Genomic DNA, 19,859 nt, shown 5'->3' with positions numbered 1-19,859 from the left:
TAGAATTGAGCAACTCCTCCAGCAAGGGGGCAAAGGCGCCGCCTTTACTGAACAATGATTTACCCGTCCGGAACTGCTCTTTGAGCTTTTGCTTCATTGCCTCATAATCGAGGCTTCCAGGATTGTTGTTTTCCATTTTCTGTGTTTTAAAGTTAATTACTTAACTCCTGACACAGTTTATTTTACACTCTCCCTCTGTGATCAGTTAAGTCTTTACACTGCATTTCGATTGAGCATTGGTTATTTGCGCTTCATTTCCGAACTCACGTCTTCAAAAATTGTCTTCAGATTCTTTTTCAAACCCAATAAGGAAAGTCGCTTGAAGGATTGGATTTAAAGAGCCTCATGCCACACTTTGCGTTGTATGTCCATACTGTCGCTCCCAAATCCTCTCGGTTACATGTGCGAAGTCGTTAATTTAAGCATTTTAATGATCTGCGATGCGCTAAATTTGTGGCAGCGCTGCCAATCTTCACTAGTTTGTGAATAATCAGATTTTAACCAGCTGATTATCAATTTCGGTTTTTGATGAAAAATCAATAAAATCTCATTAAATTAATATTGTATGTTATAAAATTAGCTAGTTTAGCTACTCAATATTATATCAGTTGACTCTCGCTTTTGTGAGTCACTGTGGCGAAGCCATGTTATCCAGTAACTAAGCGACTGATGTCCCTCAATCATCTTTTTTCCGGTAAAATCCGTGTCAAACTGCTGACCAAGCTTTTATTAAACCCTGGGAATAGCGTGTATTTACGAGGGCTCCAAAAAGACCTGGGTGTTAGCAGCAATACGGTGCGGCTGGAGTTGAATAAATTATCTGAAATGCACCTGATCGAGTCCCGTGCAGATCAATCAGATATTAAGAAAAAACAATACGTAGTAAATACCAGTCACCCGTTATATGCATCTTTACGTAATATCATACTGAAATATGTAGGTATAGACCAGATACTAGAGCAAGTGATCCGTAAATTGGGGAACGTAGATAAAGTATATCTTACCGGCGATCTAGCAGCAGGTAGGAATTCGAGTTTTGTAGATCTGGTACTTGTTGGAAATATAGACAGATCCTATCTATACAACCTGATTGCCAAAGCCGAAACCTTGATCGGAAAAAAAATACGAGTAGGGATTTTCGGTCCAACTGAATTTGGTCAGACGAATTTGCAGGAATTGCATGACTTGGGGGCAGTGGTGAACCTAATGGATTTTACAGGTGATTTTCGTGAGTAGGCATTATTAGGCAGCCATCAACTGGTCGTGCAGGTTTTCCATAAATAAAAAATTAAGCTAACAACACATAAGTCTTCAGGAGTGTTAATTAGTACAAAACTCAGAACATTTATAACCAGAATTTCCTCATCAATGTGTAAAGAAGCAATCATTAAAATACTTTTCTTTCTTTTCTTAGCTTTTACCGGTAGTGAAACGCTAAAAGCTCAGGATTTACTGAAGGGAAAGGACCTTAGTCAGGTGAGAGTAGACCAAATGAGCGATGCGGATATAGCCAAGCTGAAAGCGCAGTTAAACAGCGCAGGTACGACGATTGAACAGGTCGAACAGGCTGCATTGGCAAAGGGCATGTCGCCCATTGAAATTGCCAAATTGAAAAAGCGATTGGAATCAAGTGCGGATGCAAATAAGGAAGCCTTTGGCAAATTGAAAATAGACAAAAATTCTGCTGAAAAACAGGACAACAGCTCTGATTCACTAGATACAGGTAAGTATAAGGAAAAGCCACCCAAGCCGCTGATAGATCAGCTGATCTTTGGATCTGAATTATATACTACCGTATCACCCAGTTTTGAACCCAACATGAAGCTGGCCACACCATTGAATTATGTATTGGGACCAGATGATCAGATATTAGTAAGTGTGTACGGGATGCAGGAATATAACGGCGATCTATTAGTGTCCGCTGAGGGTTTCGTTACCATCCCCAATGTCGGTCAAGTAAAGGTGGCAGGTTTAAATATTGAAGCAGCTACACAGAAAATCAAATCGGCTATGGCCAATACGGTCTATGCCTATCTGAAATCAGGAGGCGCGAAGCTTTCAGTTACGTTAAGTAAAATCCGCAGCATCAAAGTGCTGATCATTGGAGCCAACAGACCGGCTACTTATACGCTATCGTCGCTTTCTACTGTGTTTAACGCCTTGTATGTTGCAGGAGGTCCCACCGCGCTGGGTAGTTTTCGTGAAATTGAGCTGATGCGCAATAATAAACTCGAGCGAAAAATCGATTTATATCGGTTATTGCTGCATGGTGATCAATCCGACAATATCGGACTGAAAGACAATGATGTGATCCGTATCCCAGCCTATAAAACCCGGGTGGAATTACAAGGACAGGTAAAGCGCCCCGGATATTTTGAAGTGCTGCCGGGAGACAGTTTTGATGAGATTCTGCAATTCGCGTCTGGATTTACCGATACGGCTTACCGTGCTTCGGTTAAAATTTTCCAGCGTAGCGAAAAAGAGCGAAAAATTGCCGATCTGGGTGCTAGTGGTTATACCACATATCATCCACAAACGGGTGATGTGTTTGTTGTTTCTAAAATATTGAATCGGTTCGAAAACCGGGTACGTATTTCTGGCGCGGTTTTCAGGCCTGATGTATATCAATTGAGCACCGGGCTAACTGTAGCCGACCTGATCCGTAAAGCTGATGGTTTGAAAGAGGACGCTTTTACAGGGAGAGGCCAAATAATTCGCTTAGAGGAAAACCTCACCCGTTCCATGGCATCCTTCGATATTCGGAAAGCCCTGGCCAATGACCCACAGCATAATTTATTGTTAAAGCGAGAAGATGAAGTGCTTATATCTTCCATATTGGATTTGCGAGATTCTTTTAAAGTAACGATTCAGGGTGAAGTGCGGTTGCCTGGTCAATACGAATATGTCGATAATCTGACTCTGAAGGATTTAATCCTGCAGGCCGGAAGTTTTACGGATGCAGCTTTTAAAAACATTGAAATCGCTCGCTTGATTAAACGGGACTCCATATCAGCTACCGATAATCGCGCCAGTACTATTATCAATACCGAACTTAATGGCGGCCTAAGTTCTTCAGCCGCTAATCTTGTTCTGCAGGCTTTTGATGTGGTCACGGTACGAAAGAAGGCAGGGTATACTATACCTGAAACTGTTACAGTGGCGGGACAAGTGCAGTATCCTGGGCCTTATGCCTTGAGTAGCAGGAATGAAAGGGTAAGTGATATCTTGAAAAGGGCAGGGGGGTATACACCGGATGCATATCCGGAGGGGGTCTATTTAAAGCGATTTAAAACAGATGAGGAAAGAAGAAGGTCTCAGGAGGTTGCTAAGAAGGCAGAGAAGAATCTGAAGGACACTTCCTTGGCAACCAGAAAACTCGTCTCAGAGGAAATCACCCGTGAATATGACCAGATTCCCCTTGATCTGTTACAAATTTTGGAAGCGCCGGGCTCCGTGGAAGATCTGGTGGTTCGTGCTAAAGATGAATTGTTTATACCCAAATTTGACGGGCAGGTTAAAATCAGCGGAGCTGTTTTGTTGGCTACGCAGGTTCCATATCAAAGAAAAAATAGCTTTAAAGATTATATTAGCGAGGCAGGCGGATTTAATGGAGATGCTTGGCGCCGAAAAGCATATGTCGTATATGCCAACGGCAAAGCGGCAACAACCAAACATTTTTTATTCCTCAAATTTTATCCAAAAATAATGCCGGGAAGCGAATTGATTGTTCCCAAAAAAGTCGAGAAAAGAAGTATGTCAACTGGGGAGATTATTGGTATTTCTAGTGCAATGGCTAGTCTGGCTGGGGTTGTTATTGCAATACTGAGATTATAAACTTTCAGGTTACTTTATAGCATATACAAATATTCTTATGAATCCTCATGTGAGTAACAAAGAAGAAATTTCTATTAAAGATGTAATAAGAAAAATAAAGGAATGGTTTGTTTTTTTTAAAGTACGATGGGCTAAAATTTTATTAATTTCTGCGTTGTCAGCGGCTTTGTTTCTTGGGTATTCCTTTTTGCAAAAGCCCATATATATAGCGACATTAAGTTTTGCATTAGAGGATGATAAGGCTGGTGGTGGTCTGAATGGAGCTTTGGGATTGGCAAGTCAGTTTGGAATTGACTTGGGAACAAGTGCTGGCGGTGCGTTTAGTGGTGCGAATATTACTGAGTTAATTAAGTCCAGGGTCATCATTGAAAGGGCATTGCTAAGTCCTATCTATGTTGGTAATAAAGAGCAGTCATTGGTGGAATACTATATTTCCTATACTAAAATGAGAGATAATTGGAAAGGGAAACCTTTAGTTGAAAAAATAGCCTATCTGCCCACCGATGAAAGATCAACATTTACGTTGCAAAAAGACAGTATCCTCGGTGTAATTTATGAGACTATTAAGTCGGGGTTGGTTGTTACCCAAAAGGATAAGAAAGTCAGTATTATTTCGATAGAAGCCAAAACAGGAAATGAATTATGCTCAAAGTACTTTGTGGAATCTTTGGCTAAAGAGGTCTCGGATTTTTACATTGACACCAAGAGCAAGAAAGCCAGAATGAATGTTCAAATCTTGGAAAGACAAGCTGATTCTATTCGAAGTGAATTAAACAGGGCAATTGGCGGAGTTGCCGTTGCAAACGATGTCACATTTAATCTAAATTCGGCTTATAATAGCCAACGGGTAGCTTCTACAAAAAAGCAGGTTGATGTTCAGGCAAATACGGCCATTTTGACACAGCTGGTTACCAATTTAGAACTGGCTCGCATTACTTTGCGCAAGGAAACGCCATTAATTCAAATCATTGACAAACCTATTTTGCCACTGAAGATTGAAAAATTTGGGAAAAAGAAAGCTTTATTAGTTGGTGGTTTTTTGGGTTTTTTTATTGCAATAGTAGGTATGGCTGGAATAAAAATTATAAAACAAGAAATTGAATAATTAGTTATGAATTTAGAAAAGGCAAAAATCGGTGTTATTGGTTTAGGTTATGTGGGATTACCTTTAGCGGTGGAATTCGGTAAGAAAATTCCTGTTATCGGCTTCGATATCAACGAAGATCGAATTAGTGAACTAACTCAGGGTATTGACAGGACTTTGGAATCTAATGAGCGGGAATTGAAGTCGGCGACTTTTTTAACTTTTTCCTCAAGTATGGATATTCTTAAGGAGGTTAATATTTTCATAGTGACAGTGCCAACTCCTATCGATCAATTTAATGTGCCTGATCTCAAGCCGCTATTAAAGGCGTCTTCGATGGTTGGAACAGTTCTAAAAAAAGGGGATATTGTTATTTATGAAAGTACCGTTTATCCCGGATGCACAGAAGAAGATTGCGTTCCTGTTTTGGAAAAAATGAGCGGTCTAAGATTTAATAAGGATTTTTTTTGCGGATATTCTCCAGAAAGAATCAATCCGGGAGATAAAGTTAATACACTCACTAAAATCAAGAAAGTTACATCTGGTTCCACGTCAGAAATTGCCGATATAGTAGATTCATTATATAATCTCATTATTAATGCCGGTACACATAAAGCCCCCAGTCTTAAAGTAGCTGAGGCATCTAAGGCTATTGAAAATGCGCAGCGGGATTTAAATATTTCCTTTGTCAATGAGTTGGCTTTAATATTCGACAAGATGGGGATTGACACCACAGATGTAATCGAGGCGGCAGGTACAAAATGGAATTTTCTGAAATTTAAACCGGGACTGGTTGGAGGACATTGCATAGGTGTAGATCCATACTATTTGGCTCATAAAGCAGAATCATTAGGATATCATCCACAAGTGATTTTGAGTGGACGTCGTGTTAATAATAATATGGGAATGTTTATAGCCAACAAAATAGTTAAGCTGCTTATCCAAAACGGATCAGTGATCAAAGGCTCGAAGGCTCTCGTTTTGGGCGTTACGTTTAAAGAGAATTGTCCCGATATCAGAAATTCTAAAGTAATTGATATTTATAGTGAATTACAGCAGTTTGGTCTTTCTGTCGATGTATATGATCCCCATGCTGATAAACATCAGGTAATGGATGAGTATGGAATAGAAATGATTGATCAATTGGATAAATACGATGCTATTGTCCTTGCCGTTTCGCATGATGAGTTTAGATCATTTGATTTTAACTCATTAAGGAAAGGTGACAGAACTGTTATATATGATATAAAGTCTTTTTTAGACAGGGATATTGTTGACGCACGATTGTAATTATTTTGTAACCTACAATGTAACCATAATATGTATACCGAAATTAAAAAATGTAGAATAAGCCAAAGTGAGAATTTAGTAACTGTATTGTCGCTGGGAGAACAATATTTAACTGGTGTTTTTCCGAAAAAAAGGGAGGAATCTGTAACAAAGGGACCTGTAGACCTGGTATGGTGTCCTGACAGCGGGTTATTGCAAATGAAGCAATCCTATAGTCTGGATGAAATGTATGGAGATAACTATGGGTATCGATCGGGATTAAACACTTCAATGGTCAAACACCTTCAGCATAAAATCAGATTTCTTGAAAAATTGGTTAATTTAACTGATTTAGATTTGGTTATTGACATAGGCAGTAACGATGCTACTTCTTTAAAAGCGTATTCGGGAAATCACCGTAAAGTCGGAATTGATCCAACAGGAAACAAATTCCGTCAGTTTTACAAAGAGGGAATTGACCTGATCCCAGACTTTTTTAGTGCCAGCAAATTTCACGCACATTTTCCAAACGAAAAAGCCAAGATTATAACGTCTATTGCAATGTTTTACGACTTGGAAAGTCCATTAGATTTTGTTACAGACATTGAAGAATGTCTTACAGATGAGGGTGTATGGCATTTTGAGCAAAGTTATATGCCTAGTATGCTTCGTACAAATAGTTACGATACAATTTGTCATGAACATTTGGAATTTTATTCATTTAGGGTAGTTAAAAATATGCTTGAACAGTGCGGCATGAGGGTTATAGACGTACAAATGAATGCGATTAACGGCGGTAGCTTTGCAGTTACGGCGTGCAAGGAAAAGGCCTCATATAAGTCGAACTTGCCTATAATTAATTGGTTGTTGCGCCAGGAAAGCGATATGGGGCTTGACACTGAAAAACCATACCGGGAATTTGAAGAGAGAGTATTTCGGCATAGAAAGAATTTGAAAGAATTAATAGAGGCATTGGTAGCAGATGGAAAGAAGATTTTTGGGTATGGTGCTAGTACAAAAGGCAATGTACTACTTCAATTCTGCGGATTTACATCAAAGGAAATTCCTTTTATTGCAGAAGTAAATGAGGAGAAATTTGGTGCATACACACCGGGTACACTGATTCCGATTATTTCAGAAGAAGAAGCAAAGGCGATGAAGCCTGATTATTTTTTGGTGCTGCCATGGCACTTTAAAGACAATATTCTTTCAAGAGAGAAAGAATATTTGGAAAATGGCGGAAAATTTATTTTTCCTCTGCCTGAAATAGAAATAATTTAAGATTTTATTTATTAATCATTTTGAAAGCAATCATTTTTGGCTCTAACGGCCAGGATGGGTATTATCTTGGCTTATTACTTAGAAGATCTGGAATTGAGGTTTTTGAGTCTTCGCGTTCCAGCAGGAGTTATATTGGAAATGTCTCAGACTATTCCTTTGTATCCGGTTTAATACAAGCAATTCAGCCTGATTATATTTTTTCTTTTGCGGCTAATTCTACCACTAAACACGATGCCCTTTTTGAAAACCACCTGACGATTTCGACGGGTACGTTGAACATACTTGAATCTGTTCGGTTGTATTGCATAAACTGTAAGGTATTTCTATCTGGAAGTGCCATGCAGTTTAGTAATACCGGGGTGCCTATTAATGAATCAACGCCTTTTGATGCATCGAGCCCTTATTCTGTAGCTAGAATACAATCAATATACCTCGCTAGGTATTATCGAAACAAGTTTTCGATGCACGTGTATGTCGGATATTTTTTTAATCATGATAGCCCATTTCGATCAGAGCGGCATATCAATCAAAAAATTGTTTCAGCCGTTAAGAGAATAGCAAAAGGATCAAAAGAAAAATTTGAGATTGGTGATTTGTCCGTAAGAAAAGAATTTGCATTTGCAGGTGATATTGTTGAGGGCGTCTGGATATTAATTAATCAGACTGAGGTTTACGAAGCTGTAATTGGTACTGGTGTGGATTATTCAATTCAGAGGTGGATTGAGATCTGTTTCGGTGAATTTGGTTTGGACTGGCATGATCATGTAACACGTAATCCAAATTTTCAGCCTGACTATAGAAGGTTGGTTAGTGATCCTACTTTAATTAATAGCTTAGGATGGAATTATGTGACTGATATTGATAAGTTAGCTTATTTAATGATTCATAGTTCCATCGCTGTATAGTTTTTTATTTTTTTTAATTTTACTTTTTTGTTTAAAAATAAAAGTCTTCTTAAAAACGTCGCAGCAAATTCAATAACAATGGGGTTGATGACGTTGTTTCAACTTCTCTCTGTCCCCGTTTTTTTGAAATACTGGGGAGTAGAATTATATGGTGAATGGATTACTTTGAACACATTGACGGCCTATTTTCAAATGACAGACATAGGGTTAAATACCGCTACCGGCAATAGCTTTACATTTAACTATGTGAGAGGTCAATTTGAAAAGTGTACAATTTTGATTAACAATAATATTTTTTTTATTCTGATAGCCTTTATAGCCATATTTCTGTTTGTCGTTGGGCTGGGTAGAGCAGGCGTTTTTGTACATTTGTTTCATTTCTCCTTAATACAATCTTCTGAAGTTGATACTTGTCTATTCCTTTTGTTTTTTCAGGTAATGATCGGTACGTTTAATAATCTGCTCAATACTTTTTATACCGCAACTGGTAATTATGCCAGGGGCATAATGATTGATAATTTTATTCGTTTTTCAGAGTATGCTGCTCTCCTTCTGTCGGTTGTTTTAAAATTTTCTATTGTTTATGTGCTTTTATTTGGAGTGTTGGTTAAACTAGTGGGATTTATTGGAAAGTTTATTGATTCGTCAAGGTTTTATAAACTTTCGTTGGGCATTCGTTATTTACGTAGGGCTGAATTAAAAGAAACATTCTTGCCGGCATTGTCTTTTTTTTCATTTCCGATCGCCAATTCTCTTAGTTTTCAAGGAGTGACTCTTCTAATTAATTTTTTTCTGGGGAGCACATCTGTGGTTATTTTCAATACAACTCGAACATTGGTAAACTTTTGTAAATCTTCTATAGACATTCTTCATAAGTCTGTTTGGCCCGAAATTTCGATAACTTATGGTAAAATGGATATTTTGAGACTGAGGAAGATTCATTATCGTACGATGGCGTATTCTGTTGTATTAGCCATTATAACTACGATAGTATTATTCTTTTTGGGAAATCTTCTTTACACCACTTGGACAAGAGGGGCAGTCAAATTTGATCCTATTTTATTTACACTACTATTAGTTTCGTTAATAGCAAATACAATTTGGAGTTCAAGTACCGTATTACTCCAGGCTACGAACAACCATAAAAAATTTTCGCTTTTTTATCTTTTTGCTGCTATGTTGATATTTATTGCCAGTCTTTTAGTATTGGCAATCATTAAACAGGTACGGTATATTCCTCTCTCAATTTTATTTGTTGATATATTGCTAGTGTATTATGTCGTAAAAAGAGCATTGAGTATTACTGATGATTCATTGTCTTTATTTTTAATTGGAGTGTGGGCAGCAATTAAGGATATGTTGAAATTAGTTTCGAATATTTTTTTTACAATTAGCAGATGAGGACTATTTTATATATAGACACATTTTCACAATTCGGACATACCAATTTGAATAAGGTATTTATTAATGGTTTTAAAAATAAGGGGTTTACGGTTTCAGTAATTGCTCGTGCTGGTTATTTGGATGAGCTTCAGATTTCTAACGAGGATATTGCATTAAAGATTCCTGAATCTTATTATGTTAACAATGCTGGTAGTATCAAGGATCGATTGCGCCAGTGGCTAATACTCCGTTTTATTAGGAAGAGGATTTCATTCAGGAAATATGATGTAGTTTTTTTTTCTTTTTTTGATGAAATTGTATTTTCCTTATCTGGCATCAAGGGCAATCTTTTCTTTATGAACCATTCAAATGTGTCTGGTCTGGAGAATACACTTAAGTGTTTTTTCTTGAGACGTATTGAAAGAATGGGCACAATTTTGGTTTTTCATGAGATGATTCGTAGACGGTTCGCAGACTTTGGCATGAATAAGGTGATCGTGGAGCCACTTGGTCTCAGCTTACCCTACTATAATGATTTGGAGCGTCATAAAAACCTTTTGGAGAAAGTTGACCCTCGTCTAAGTACGTTAGATTTTCGGCTTACAATTTTTATTCCTACTGTTTCCAAGTACCGAGATCATTTTTTGTGGGAATTGCTTTCAAGTAAGTCATTTCTCGATTTTTTATTGGAGAATAGAGTTCTATTTGTAATTAAAGATGATTCTATTGACATAACTCATCCGAATATTTGTCAGGTGAAAAGTTTTTTGAATGATGAGACGTATCAGGCAATTTTCATGAAATCTGATTTCTTAGTGTTACAATATCCTGATTCTTTTAAGTATAAAGTTAGTGCTTCTCTTTTTGAATGTTTTTCTAATAATAAGCCATGTTTTTTATCTGACATTGAGGCGTTTCGTGTTTTCAACTCTTATTTTAATTATGATCCCTATTATAATTCTATTGAGAAATTAACTGAGTTAATTCAGATCTCAATTGCAAGAAAAGATTTGATTGTAGGTAATCCATATAATAACACTGCATTATTGAACCCTACCTTGGAAACTATAGTGACAAACGTTAACTAATGCTGCGTGTAATGTCTCCTCAGAAGGGTTTTATACGATATAGATTTGATGTACTATTTTTATTTGTTTTTTTTGAGGTTATTCTTTATGATAAATTGCCCGTTGCACAGGCAGTAATTTCAGTTATTGAATATACTTTTATATTAGCCTCCATCATTATTAATAGGAGGGTTGGGGTTATGTATTTGATTTCATTTACCCTCCTGTCTATGGGCGCTTGGAGTTACGTAACTCAGGAGTCACTTCCATACAATTTTTGGGGATTGCGGGTATTTGGGTTCTCTGCAAATATTTTATTTTGTATTGGTATTTCATTCTATTTGTTGATTTCCAATCGATTTAGAGTACGATTGAACAAACAAAATTTAGCAAGCCAATTCTATATATTTTTCATTGTATACTCGTTTTTGCTAGGAGGGGTATTTACATTGGCTTCAAAAAACTATTATGACAATTTCATAAAAGATTTCCTGGTCTATTTGCCTTTTTTTTTGTACTTGTTTCTGATTAGTTTCTTAAGTGCCGAAGATTCAAAAATAATTTTGAAATATGGAATAGCGCTATCGATTATTGCCATGTTGATCTCGTATTTTTCAGGTCAGCTATTTGATTACGGCGAGGGGCATACCTTTGTTTTAATGAATTCTTTTTCGTTTTCAATCATATTCCCGATTTATTTTTTTAAGGACCTATTTACGAAAAAGCATCTTTATTTTTTTTTGGCTTCCATTTTGTTTTTATTAATTCAGGGGAAAGTCTTTATTGGCAGTAAGTCAATTATGTTGATTATTTTTTTGCTGCTTTGGATAGTTACTTCTTCGTATAGGGCTTTTAAGTATTTTCTTTTTGTTCTTCTCTTTTTGGTTATTTTGGTTCAGCCTCTAACCAGTTGGATATCTCAGAATATTGATCCGGACCTTGTAGTTTCTTATAAATTCAATCAGATTTTTAGTGTCTTTGAAATTGTAGACATTGATCTCATAGCATTTTCGAATACTAGCATGGGTAATATAGTGGCGGAGGCAGTTACTATTATTCATTGGATGGATAAAAACTTTTTTCAGTTTATTATTGGTAAGGGTTTTGGAGGAGGGCTTAATGATACCAATGGTTATTTGGCCACGTATGTAGGCCCAGGCGCGGGGTATAGCGAAGTGGATTTAGCTCGTGACCAGTTTACACGTTTTCATCTGCCTTTGTTCGAAGTCATTGTCAAAGCCGGTCTTCTAGGTACAATTATTTATTTAAGAGCACTTATTCTGTTATTCAAAAGAAGAGACATTTTTTCTTTTTCTTTTTTTATAATTCTGCTGTCTGTGTTCTCAAATTCTAAGGAGATGATATTATTGAGTTTGATTTTTAATCATTTGGCCATGTCGCTTACAAAACCGAGTGAAATAGCAGCATCACATATAATAAAATAGAATAATTAATTGTTGAATTATGTGCGGAATTTTCGGCGTATTTGGAACTGCTAACCTGGTAATTGATAAGCAGAAGGTCAGGGAGTCGGCACTTTTGATGAAGCATAGGGGGCCTGATGCATATGGCCAATGGGGTATAGATGGAGTAATCGAGTTAGCGCATGCTCGATTATCTATTATTGACTTGGCTGCCGCAAGTAACCAACCCTTTATCTCTGACTGTGGTAATTTTGTAGTGGTATTTAATGGAGAAATATATAATTATATTGAGCTGAGAAGGGAGCTAGAAAGCCGGAAAGTTGAATTTAGAACGACCAGCGATACAGAGGTTTTGTTAAATGCATATATAATTTGGGGTGATAAGTGTGTTGAGAAATTTAACGGTGATTGGGCATTTTGTATATATGATGTTAAGAAAAATCGCATCTTTTGCTCAAGAGATCGATTTGGAATAAAGCCATTTTGCTATACTATATTCGATCGGGGGTTTTCGTTTTCATCTGAGATTAAGGCGATTATTAATTATTTTCCGGAACTAAAGGTTCCAAATTATAACGTAATTAATAATTATTGTAGAAATAGTTTGGGAGCTCAGCACCATGAAACTTGGTTCAAAGATATTCTTCGATTAAAGCCTGCGCATAATTTGGTGATTGAAGATGGTAATGTTACAATAACAAGATATTGGAATTACCCAATAAAGGTAGATCCCGCTTTGTCTATCTCTGAAGCAAGAGATGAATATCTTCAAATTTTTAAGTCAGCATTGGAGATTCGGATGAGAAGTGATGTGCCGGTTGGGACAACATTGTCTTCAGGAATAGATTCAGGATCTATTGTGTCTGTATTACGTGAGTGGAACTCTGACAATCATAAAACGTATACTGCTGTCTTTGATAAGAAAGATTATGATAAGAGAGAAAAAAAAGTGTATAGTTCAGATATTGAAATTGATGAAGGTAGCTTGGTTAGGCAATTGGCGAAAGAATTAAATCTTGAAGCGAATTTTATTGATTGTAGTAATATTAATTTAATCAAAGAACTTTCGTTTGTTCTTTACCATTTAGAATCTGGTCATTCTTCCCCGGCTGTTCTACCACTTACAAAAGTTTTAGATGAAGCTTCAAATGACGTTAAAGTTGTATTAGAGGGGCAAGGGGCAGATGAGTTATTGAGTGGTTATATTGTTAATACGTTCCCTGCATTAATTTTTGAGTTAATCAGAAAATGGAAATATCGACAAGCTATTAATGAGATAGTAGCGTTTAGTAAACTTTATTCGATAAAGTTCGCGATTATTCAATTTGTGAGACTATTTAACTCTAAAATCCTAGAAAAAATTTATCATCGCACTCTTGGTATTGATAAAATATTTATTGGACCAATGAAAAATTATAAAAGAATTAATGACTACCCTAAGGAAAAAATCTCCTTCGATGAGAAGTTTAATGAAGTGTTATATAAATCACATATTGGTGGGTTAGTTAATTTGTTGCATTATGGGGATGCTATATCTATGTCTAAATCAATTGAAAGTAGATTGCCTTTTCTGGACTATAGGTTAGTTGAATTTGTTTTTAAACTTCCTTTTGAATATAAAATGCACAATGGCGTTGGCAAAATAATACATCGTCAGGCACTTGAAGGAGTTGTGCCTGACTTCATTTTGCATAATCCTCTAAAATTTGGATTCAATACCCCGCTATCAATTTTTTTTATGAACCGAAATAGCGAGGCCGTGCAAATACTATTATCCAATAAAACAATCAATCGGGGTCTCTTTGATAAAGCACAGCTCAATCTAATTGTAGAAGAGCATATTTCAAAAAAATATGATTATTCTACACTTTTGTTCCGTTTGTTGAGTACAGAACTCTGGTTTAGATTATTTATTGACAAGAACAAAAGTGAAAAATGAGAGTAGCAATATTACAACGTGTATGTACCTCTTATCGAGTTCCATTATTTAAAAAATTATCTAATGATAAGGAAATTGAGTTTAAACTTTTCATCGGTGAGAATATACCTGAAAGTAAGGTTAAGAATGCCGATGATATCTGTGGTATTAATTATTTTAAGTTAAAAACTAAGTTTGTGAAATTGCGAGGCCATTATTTTCCAATTCATGCAGATCTTATAAAAGAACTTAAAGAGTATAATCCAGAAGTAATTATATGTGAAGGAGAAAGTAATTTTTTTGGATATTTACAAGCAATTATTTATAGAATATTTTATAATAGAAATGTAAAACTTATTCATTGGTGTTTTATAGCATTGCCTGGCGAAGATTTATCCAAAAAACGGATGACAGCCTTTCTTAAATCTTTTTTTAGAAATTTTTTTAGTGGGTTTCTATTATATTCCTCTTATAGTAAAAGGAGGTTACAGAAAATTGGAGGTGTCTCTGATAAGAAAATGTTTATTGCTACAAATGTTGGGAATACGGAGAAAATGACAAAAGCTTATAGAGATTTCAATTTTTCGAAAGAGGAATCTAGAAATCAAATTGGAATAAATAATCGATTTACAGTTTTGTACCTCGGTACCTTAGATGAAAATAAGAGACCTGAGTTGTTGTTGAAATTAGCTCAGGAAGGTGATGATTTCGGTACATATAATTATGTGATAGCTGGTGACGGGCCTATGTTTGAATATTTAGAAACTAGAATAAAGAAGTTGAAATTAGATAATGTGTATTTGGTTGGGAAAGTAAATTCCGAACTATATACATACTTGAATGCAACGGATGTCTTAATTATACCTGGCAGGGGCGGCATTGTAATTTCTGAAGCTCTAGCTTTTGGGGTTCCTGTAGTTGTTTATCAAGCTGATGGAACCGAATATGACCTTATTAAACAAGGGGAAACTGGAATTATATTGGAAAACGGCGCAATTGACGACTTTAAAAGTGGGATACAGTATTTTGCAAAACTTTCGAAGGTAGAACTAGATCATATTAGTGATTCTTGTCATAATTTAATTTTAACTCAGTTCAATTCCCAAAATATGGTTGATCAAATAAAGAATGCAGTAAAAACTGTTTGTTCAAATAAATTCTAAACTTATGAATAATATTGAAGATTTTTTTTCGGGAAAAAAATTATATGGAGATGACTTTACAATTGATCAAATTAAATGTTGGTATCTCTCGGAAGAAGAGGGATATGCTGACTTAGTTAAAAAGAAGAAAGAAATTTCAAAAGATGACTATAGGTATGTTTACAATTCTATGAACATTGTTTTTGGTTTTAATTATATTGATAAAAATGAGAAATTTACTAATGCTTTAGGATTTGGATCAGCTTTCGGACATGAATTCTTTCCAATTATTAGTCAAATCGATAACTTGACAATTGTCGAGCCGTCAGATTATCTGATTAGTGAGATTTTAGGACACTTACAACCTAAGTATGTAAAACCCGAAATAAGCGGGAAATTATCATTTGCCGATAATAGCTTTGATTTGATTACGTGTTTTAGCGCTCTGCATCATATACCAAACGTTCGTTTTGTATTAAATGAATTGACTCGTGTTTTAAAGCCAGGAGGTACTATGATCATTCGAGAACCTATTAGAACAATGGGTGATTGGAGATATGCCCGTAATGGGTTAACCAAAAATGAAAGAGGTATACCATATCAGTATTTTGATTCATTCTTTAATGAAAAAAAAATAGAAATTATTAAGAAAACATTTTGCGATTCCAATTTTGCTTATCAGATAATATCTAAAATTTTACCTGTTAAACGGGATTCGATATTTTATCAAAAAATCGATAAAGTAATTTCAAGAATATTTACATTTAATATACATTATCACGCGAGAAATAAATTCCAAAAAATAGCTCCGGCTAGTGTGTTTTATGTAGTCAAGAAAACAGAATAATTGATGCATAATATGCGAGTATTATTTATTGCGCCACTGCCACCACCTATAAACGGACAATCTATTGCAGCAAACTTGCTTCTAGAGCATATTAAAAACAGTACAGATGTAGATGTTGTTAATATGACTAAATCTACTCATCAAGACGGGTTGACTAGTTTTCGAAGGGTCTTAGAAGTAATTAGTTTTTTTAAAAAAATTAATAAGTATAATAAAATAGCAGATGTTATTTATTTGCATATTTCAGAGTCCATATTTGGCAATATAAAGGATCTAGTAATATACTTTTTATGTAGAAATAAATTAAATAAATTCTACATCCATTTGCACGGAGGAACTTTTGGTAAGCAAATACTATGTAATAATTTTTTCCTTGAAAAAATAAATGCTTTTTTTCTCAGGAGATTAAATGGAGTTATTGTTCTTGGTCCTAGCCATACTAAATATTTTGAAAGATACTTAGATAATAGTAAGATTCATATAATACCTAATTTTTATCTCCCAGAATTTTTAATTCAAGAAGAACAAGTTTTCAGAAAATTTAATTTCCCAAAAAAAATTAAATTTTTATTTCTGAGTAATATGATTGATAAAAAGGGATATATGCATCTTTTAAATGCATTTCTGATCTTAAATGAGCGCTTAAAAGAAAGAATACAGATTGATTTTGCTGGTCACTTTAATTCTGCAACGGATGAGAATATTTTTAGAAATAAAATTGAAGGAATAGGTAATATTAAATACCATGGTGTGGTTTCAGGTGAGGGGAAAGCGAAATTATTGGCAAATGCTCATGTTTTTGTATTACCTACTTCATATAATGAAGGACAGCCTATTTCAATTCTTGAGGCATATGCTTCAGGTTGCGCAGTCTTAGTAACAATGTTAGGAGGGATTCCAGATATTTTTAAACCTGATATTAACGGATATGCATTGGCAAATGATACCCCAAAAGAAATAGCTAGGTTATTAAAATGTTGTATTGAAGATGTCGATAAGATTAAAATTATGGCATTGACTAATTATTCTACGGCAAAAAAATCTTTTTCAACTGAGTCTCACATTAGAACGTTGCTAAATGTATTAATTAAAATAAATGGATGATGAGAACATATCAAATTTGTACAAACTGCGTAATGGATACCTCTGACACGCGAATCGTTTTTGATGAAAAGGGTGTTTGTGATCACTGTAACGATTTTATTTATAATATAAAACCTAATTGGCATACGGATGAATCTGGTAGAGCTAAATTAACAAGCATCATAAAGAAAATCAAAAATGAAGGTGAGGGGAGGGATTTTGATTGTATTCTTGGCTTAAGCGGCGGTGTGGATAGCTCTTATATGTTACATATCGCCGTTAAGGAGTTTGGTCTACGTCCGTTAGTTTTTCATGTAGATGGCGGATGGAATTCTGAGTTGGCTGTACATAATATTCAGATGTTGGTAGATAAACTTGGGTTAGATTTATATACTGAAGTGATTAATTGGGAAGAAATGCGTGATTTTCAGTTAGCTTTCTTCAAATCGGGAGTTCCTCATATTGATATACCACAAGATCATGCCTTTGTGGCCACTTTGTATAATTTTGCATACAAGTATAATATCAAGTATATACTCAATGGTGGTAACATATCTACTGAGTGTGTGCGTAATCCAATGGAGTATCTCTATTATGGTACTGATATGGTTCAGATTAAAGATATAATTAGACGGTTTGGAACTGTTGATATGAAAACCTATCCGTTCAGCTCTATTTTTCGTCACAAATTTTATCTCCGATATTTTAGAGGCTTAAAAGTAATTCGATCTTTAAATTATATGCCTTATATAAAGGCAGAGGCTTTGAAGTTATTAGAAACAGAATACGGATGGAAGCCTTATCCTCAGAAGCATTTTGAATCACGATTTACAAAATTTTATGAAGGATATTGGCTGCCTGAGCGATTCGGTTTTGATACACGGCGTGTTCAATATTCAAGTTTGATTTTAACTGGACAGATGACCAGAGACGAAGCCCTGGAATTGTTAAGTAAACCGGCTTATAACCCGGAAACAATAGAGGATGAGTTTAAATATATAGCTACAAAGATTGGAATTAGTAGTGAAGAGTTAAGAAACTATTTTACTATACCCAAAAAATTTTACTGGGATTATAAGAATCAGGAGAAGGTATTCAATTTTGGAGCAAAGGTTTTAAAGTTTATCGGGGCTGAAAAATCTATTAAACGATGACCTGCATAATCAATTATGGGTCCGGTAATGTAAGGGCAATCGGAAATATATACGATCGTTTAAAGGTGCCTTATTCTATAGTTGCTAGACCCTCTGAGCTGTTGGCAGCCGAAAGAATTATACTTCCGGGTGTTGGTGCATTCGATCAGACTATGGATATGTTAAATAAATCGGGCTTTAGAGAGGTACTTGAGAGGAGGGTAATTCAGGAAAATATACCTGTTTTGGGGATTTGTGTAGGTATGCAAATTTTGGCAGAAGGAAGTGAAGAAGGCGTGCTTGATGGATTAGGTTGGATCAAGGGAAGAGTTCAAAAATTTGATAAAGAGACTATTGCACATAAACCTAAGATACCTCATCTGGGATGGAATTCCATTTGTGCGGCAAAGACTTCTAATCTTTTTAATGGCATTGATCAAGCGCAGGGCTTTTACTTTATTCATAGTTATTATTTTAAATGTACTCACGAACAAGATATTTTGGCGACCACACATTACGGCAATGATTTTTCTTCAGCAGTTAATCGTGATAATATATACGGTGTGCAGTTTCACCCAGAGAAGAGCCATCATAATGGGATATCATTACTGGAAAATTTTGTATCTATTTAGCTATGCTTCGATCAAGAATCATCCCCTGTTTGTTAGTGCATCGACGTGGTCTAGTCAAGACAATTAAGTTCAAAGATCCGAAATACGTTGGAGATCCTATCAATGCTGTTAAAATTTTCAATGAGAAGGAGGTGGATGAACTGATTGTTCTTGATATAGATGCCACTGCAGAAAATCGCGGACCTGATTTCGAACTTATAAAAAATCTGGCGGCCGAGTGTCGAATGCCATTTTGTTATGGTGGCGGGATTACAACGGTTGATCAGGCTAAGACAATTATTAATTTAGGAGCAGAGAAACTTGCAATCAGCGCGGCGGCTGTTCGAAATTTTTCATTATTGAGCGAGATTGGCCAGGCCGTGGGGATGCAAAGTGTAATTGTAGTTATTGATGTAAAAAAGAAGTCATTGTTGGGAGGTTATGATATATATATCCGGAACGGTAAGGAGAAAACTGAGCTGAAATTGAGGCAGTTTCTAGATGATTTGAACAGAATCGGAGTGGGAGAAATTGTAATTAATTCAATAGATAGAGATGGGACAATGTCTGGTTATGATTATGAATTGGCAGATATGGTTCGTACATTAACCGATATGCCTATAACGATAATGGGAGGAGCATGTGATTTTGATGATATGAAAAAAATGATTGAACGATATAAAATTATCGGAGCGGCTGCGGGAAGCCTATTTGTTTTTAAAGGGAAGTATCGCGCCGTATTAATTAGTTATCCGAGCAAGCAGGAGAAATTGAATATTATTTGATCTAAATAAGATAGATAGTTATATAATGAAGCAAATTATACAAGACCTAAAAAACGGGAGAACTATATTGGAGGATGTACCCGCCCCCTTAGT

At 35.6% G+C, this 19,859-nt stretch carries 16 protein-coding genes; all 16 read left to right on the top strand.

The annotated features are described in order from the left end of the window. Positions 1 to 669 precede the first annotated feature (669 nt). The 16 genes from GWC94_RS15615 to GWC94_RS15540 all read left to right on the top strand — a co-directional run bounded on the left by GWC94_RS15615 (position 670) and on the right by GWC94_RS15540 (position 19,766). Positions 670 to 1,236 carry an ArsR family transcriptional regulator gene (locus GWC94_RS15615; protein ID WP_161836146.1) on the top strand — a complete coding sequence of 189 codons (567 nt, stop codon included), beginning with the start codon at positions 670 to 672 and terminating at the stop codon, positions 1,234 to 1,236. A 132-nt stretch (positions 1,237 to 1,368) separates the two neighbouring features. Beyond that, positions 1,369 to 3,834: an SLBB domain-containing protein gene (locus GWC94_RS15610; RefSeq protein WP_161836144.1), complete on the top strand. Its 2,466-nt coding sequence runs from the start codon at positions 1,369 to 1,371 to the stop codon at positions 3,832 to 3,834. A 37-nt stretch (positions 3,835 to 3,871) separates the two neighbouring features. Continuing rightward, on the top strand, positions 3,872 to 4,939 hold the full coding sequence (locus tag GWC94_RS15605; RefSeq protein WP_161836142.1) for a GumC domain-containing protein: 1,068 nt from the start codon (positions 3,872 to 3,874) through the stop codon (positions 4,937 to 4,939). A gap of 6 nt (positions 4,940 to 4,945) precedes the next feature. Then, positions 4,946 to 6,208 (top strand): nucleotide sugar dehydrogenase, encoded by a 1,263-nt coding sequence (locus tag GWC94_RS15600; protein ID WP_161836140.1) that lies wholly within the window; start codon positions 4,946 to 4,948, stop codon positions 6,206 to 6,208. A 30-nt stretch (positions 6,209 to 6,238) separates the two neighbouring features. After that, positions 6,239 to 7,468 carry a class I SAM-dependent methyltransferase gene (locus tag GWC94_RS15595; protein WP_161836138.1) on the top strand — a complete coding sequence of 410 codons (1,230 nt, stop codon included), beginning with the start codon at positions 6,239 to 6,241 and terminating at the stop codon, positions 7,466 to 7,468. Between the two features lie 20 nt (positions 7,469 to 7,488). Beyond that, positions 7,489 to 8,373, top strand: coding sequence for a GDP-mannose 4,6-dehydratase (locus tag GWC94_RS15590; protein WP_161836136.1), 885 nt, complete (start codon positions 7,489 to 7,491; stop codon positions 8,371 to 8,373). A 27-nt stretch (positions 8,374 to 8,400) separates the two neighbouring features. Beyond that, positions 8,401 to 9,774 (top strand): lipopolysaccharide biosynthesis protein, encoded by a 1,374-nt coding sequence (locus tag GWC94_RS15585; protein WP_161836134.1) that lies wholly within the window; start codon positions 8,401 to 8,403, stop codon positions 9,772 to 9,774. 47 nt (positions 9,775 to 9,821) lie between these two features. After that, a complete protein-coding gene (locus GWC94_RS15580) occupies positions 9,822 to 10,844 on the top strand; it encodes a glycosyltransferase family protein (protein ID WP_161836132.1) in 1,023 nt (340 codons plus the stop codon). Further along, the gene (locus GWC94_RS15575) at positions 10,844 to 12,268 is read left to right on the top strand and encodes a hypothetical protein (RefSeq protein ID WP_161836130.1); all 1,425 of its coding nucleotides are present in this window, start codon (positions 10,844 to 10,846) and stop codon (positions 12,266 to 12,268) included. Before GWC94_RS15580 ends, GWC94_RS15575 begins: the two co-directional genes overlap by 1 nt. 19 nt (positions 12,269 to 12,287) lie before the next feature. Continuing rightward, positions 12,288 to 14,186: an asparagine synthase (glutamine-hydrolyzing) gene (gene asnB / locus GWC94_RS15570; protein WP_161836128.1), complete on the top strand. Its 1,899-nt coding sequence runs from the start codon at positions 12,288 to 12,290 to the stop codon at positions 14,184 to 14,186. Next, positions 14,183 to 15,328 (top strand): glycosyltransferase family 4 protein, encoded by a 1,146-nt coding sequence (locus GWC94_RS15565; RefSeq protein WP_161836126.1) that lies wholly within the window; start codon positions 14,183 to 14,185, stop codon positions 15,326 to 15,328. Before asnB ends, GWC94_RS15565 begins: the two co-directional genes overlap by 4 nt. A gap of 4 nt (positions 15,329 to 15,332) precedes the next feature. Then, positions 15,333 to 16,154 carry a class I SAM-dependent methyltransferase gene (locus GWC94_RS15560; protein ID WP_161836124.1) on the top strand — a complete coding sequence of 274 codons (822 nt, stop codon included), beginning with the start codon at positions 15,333 to 15,335 and terminating at the stop codon, positions 16,152 to 16,154. Between the two features lie 12 nt (positions 16,155 to 16,166). Beyond that, positions 16,167 to 17,258 carry a glycosyltransferase family 4 protein gene (locus GWC94_RS15555; protein ID WP_161836122.1) on the top strand — a complete coding sequence of 364 codons (1,092 nt, stop codon included), beginning with the start codon at positions 16,167 to 16,169 and terminating at the stop codon, positions 17,256 to 17,258. After that, positions 17,255 to 18,391 (top strand): N-acetyl sugar amidotransferase, encoded by a 1,137-nt coding sequence (locus tag GWC94_RS15550; protein WP_161836120.1) that lies wholly within the window; start codon positions 17,255 to 17,257, stop codon positions 18,389 to 18,391. The genes GWC94_RS15555 and GWC94_RS15550 overlap by 4 nt, the downstream gene beginning before the upstream one ends. Further along, entirely contained in the window at positions 18,388 to 19,002 is a 615-nt protein-coding gene (gene hisH / locus GWC94_RS15545; RefSeq protein ID WP_161836118.1) for an imidazole glycerol phosphate synthase subunit HisH, read from the top strand. Before GWC94_RS15550 ends, hisH begins: the two co-directional genes overlap by 4 nt. Before the next feature lie 2 nt (positions 19,003 to 19,004). Beyond that, positions 19,005 to 19,766 carry an AglZ/HisF2 family acetamidino modification protein gene (locus tag GWC94_RS15540; RefSeq protein WP_161836116.1) on the top strand — a complete coding sequence of 254 codons (762 nt, stop codon included), beginning with the start codon at positions 19,005 to 19,007 and terminating at the stop codon, positions 19,764 to 19,766. Positions 19,767 to 19,859 lie beyond the last annotated feature (93 nt).

The organism is Sediminibacterium soli, assembly GCF_009939225.1.
Classification (GTDB): Bacteria; Bacteroidota; Bacteroidia; order Chitinophagales; family Chitinophagaceae; genus Sediminibacterium; species Sediminibacterium soli.
Note: the sequence above shows the minus strand (reverse complement) of the source record. Positions and strands in the feature narration are given on the sequence as shown.

Excerpts from the sequence above, each read along its gene's own strand:
- GWC94_RS15610 (WP_161836144.1), top strand. The coding sequence starts at position 1,369 with ATGTGTAAAGAAGCAATCATTAAAATACTTTTCTTTCTTTTCTTAGCT.
- GWC94_RS15565 (WP_161836126.1), top strand. The coding sequence starts at position 14,183 with ATGAGAGTAGCAATATTACAACGTGTATGTACCTCTTATCGAGTTCCA.
- hisH (WP_161836118.1), top strand. The coding sequence starts at position 18,388 with ATGACCTGCATAATCAATTATGGGTCCGGTAATGTAAGGGCAATCGGA.
- GWC94_RS15555 (WP_161836122.1), top strand. The coding sequence starts at position 16,167 with ATGCGAGTATTATTTATTGCGCCACTGCCACCACCTATAAACGGACAA.
- GWC94_RS15605 (WP_161836142.1), top strand. The coding sequence starts at position 3,872 with ATGAATCCTCATGTGAGTAACAAAGAAGAAATTTCTATTAAAGATGTA.
- GWC94_RS15615 (WP_161836146.1), top strand. The coding sequence starts at position 670 with ATGTCCCTCAATCATCTTTTTTCCGGTAAAATCCGTGTCAAACTGCTG.
- GWC94_RS15600 (WP_161836140.1), top strand. The coding sequence starts at position 4,946 with ATGAATTTAGAAAAGGCAAAAATCGGTGTTATTGGTTTAGGTTATGTG.
- GWC94_RS15540 (WP_161836116.1), top strand. The coding sequence starts at position 19,005 with ATGCTTCGATCAAGAATCATCCCCTGTTTGTTAGTGCATCGACGTGGT.
- GWC94_RS15550 (WP_161836120.1), top strand. The coding sequence starts at position 17,255 with ATGATGAGAACATATCAAATTTGTACAAACTGCGTAATGGATACCTCT.
- GWC94_RS15595 (WP_161836138.1), top strand. The coding sequence starts at position 6,239 with ATGTATACCGAAATTAAAAAATGTAGAATAAGCCAAAGTGAGAATTTA.
- GWC94_RS15560 (WP_161836124.1), top strand. The coding sequence starts at position 15,333 with ATGAATAATATTGAAGATTTTTTTTCGGGAAAAAAATTATATGGAGAT.
- asnB (WP_161836128.1), top strand. The coding sequence starts at position 12,288 with ATGTGCGGAATTTTCGGCGTATTTGGAACTGCTAACCTGGTAATTGAT.
- GWC94_RS15575 (WP_161836130.1), top strand. The coding sequence starts at position 10,844 with ATGCTGCGTGTAATGTCTCCTCAGAAGGGTTTTATACGATATAGATTT.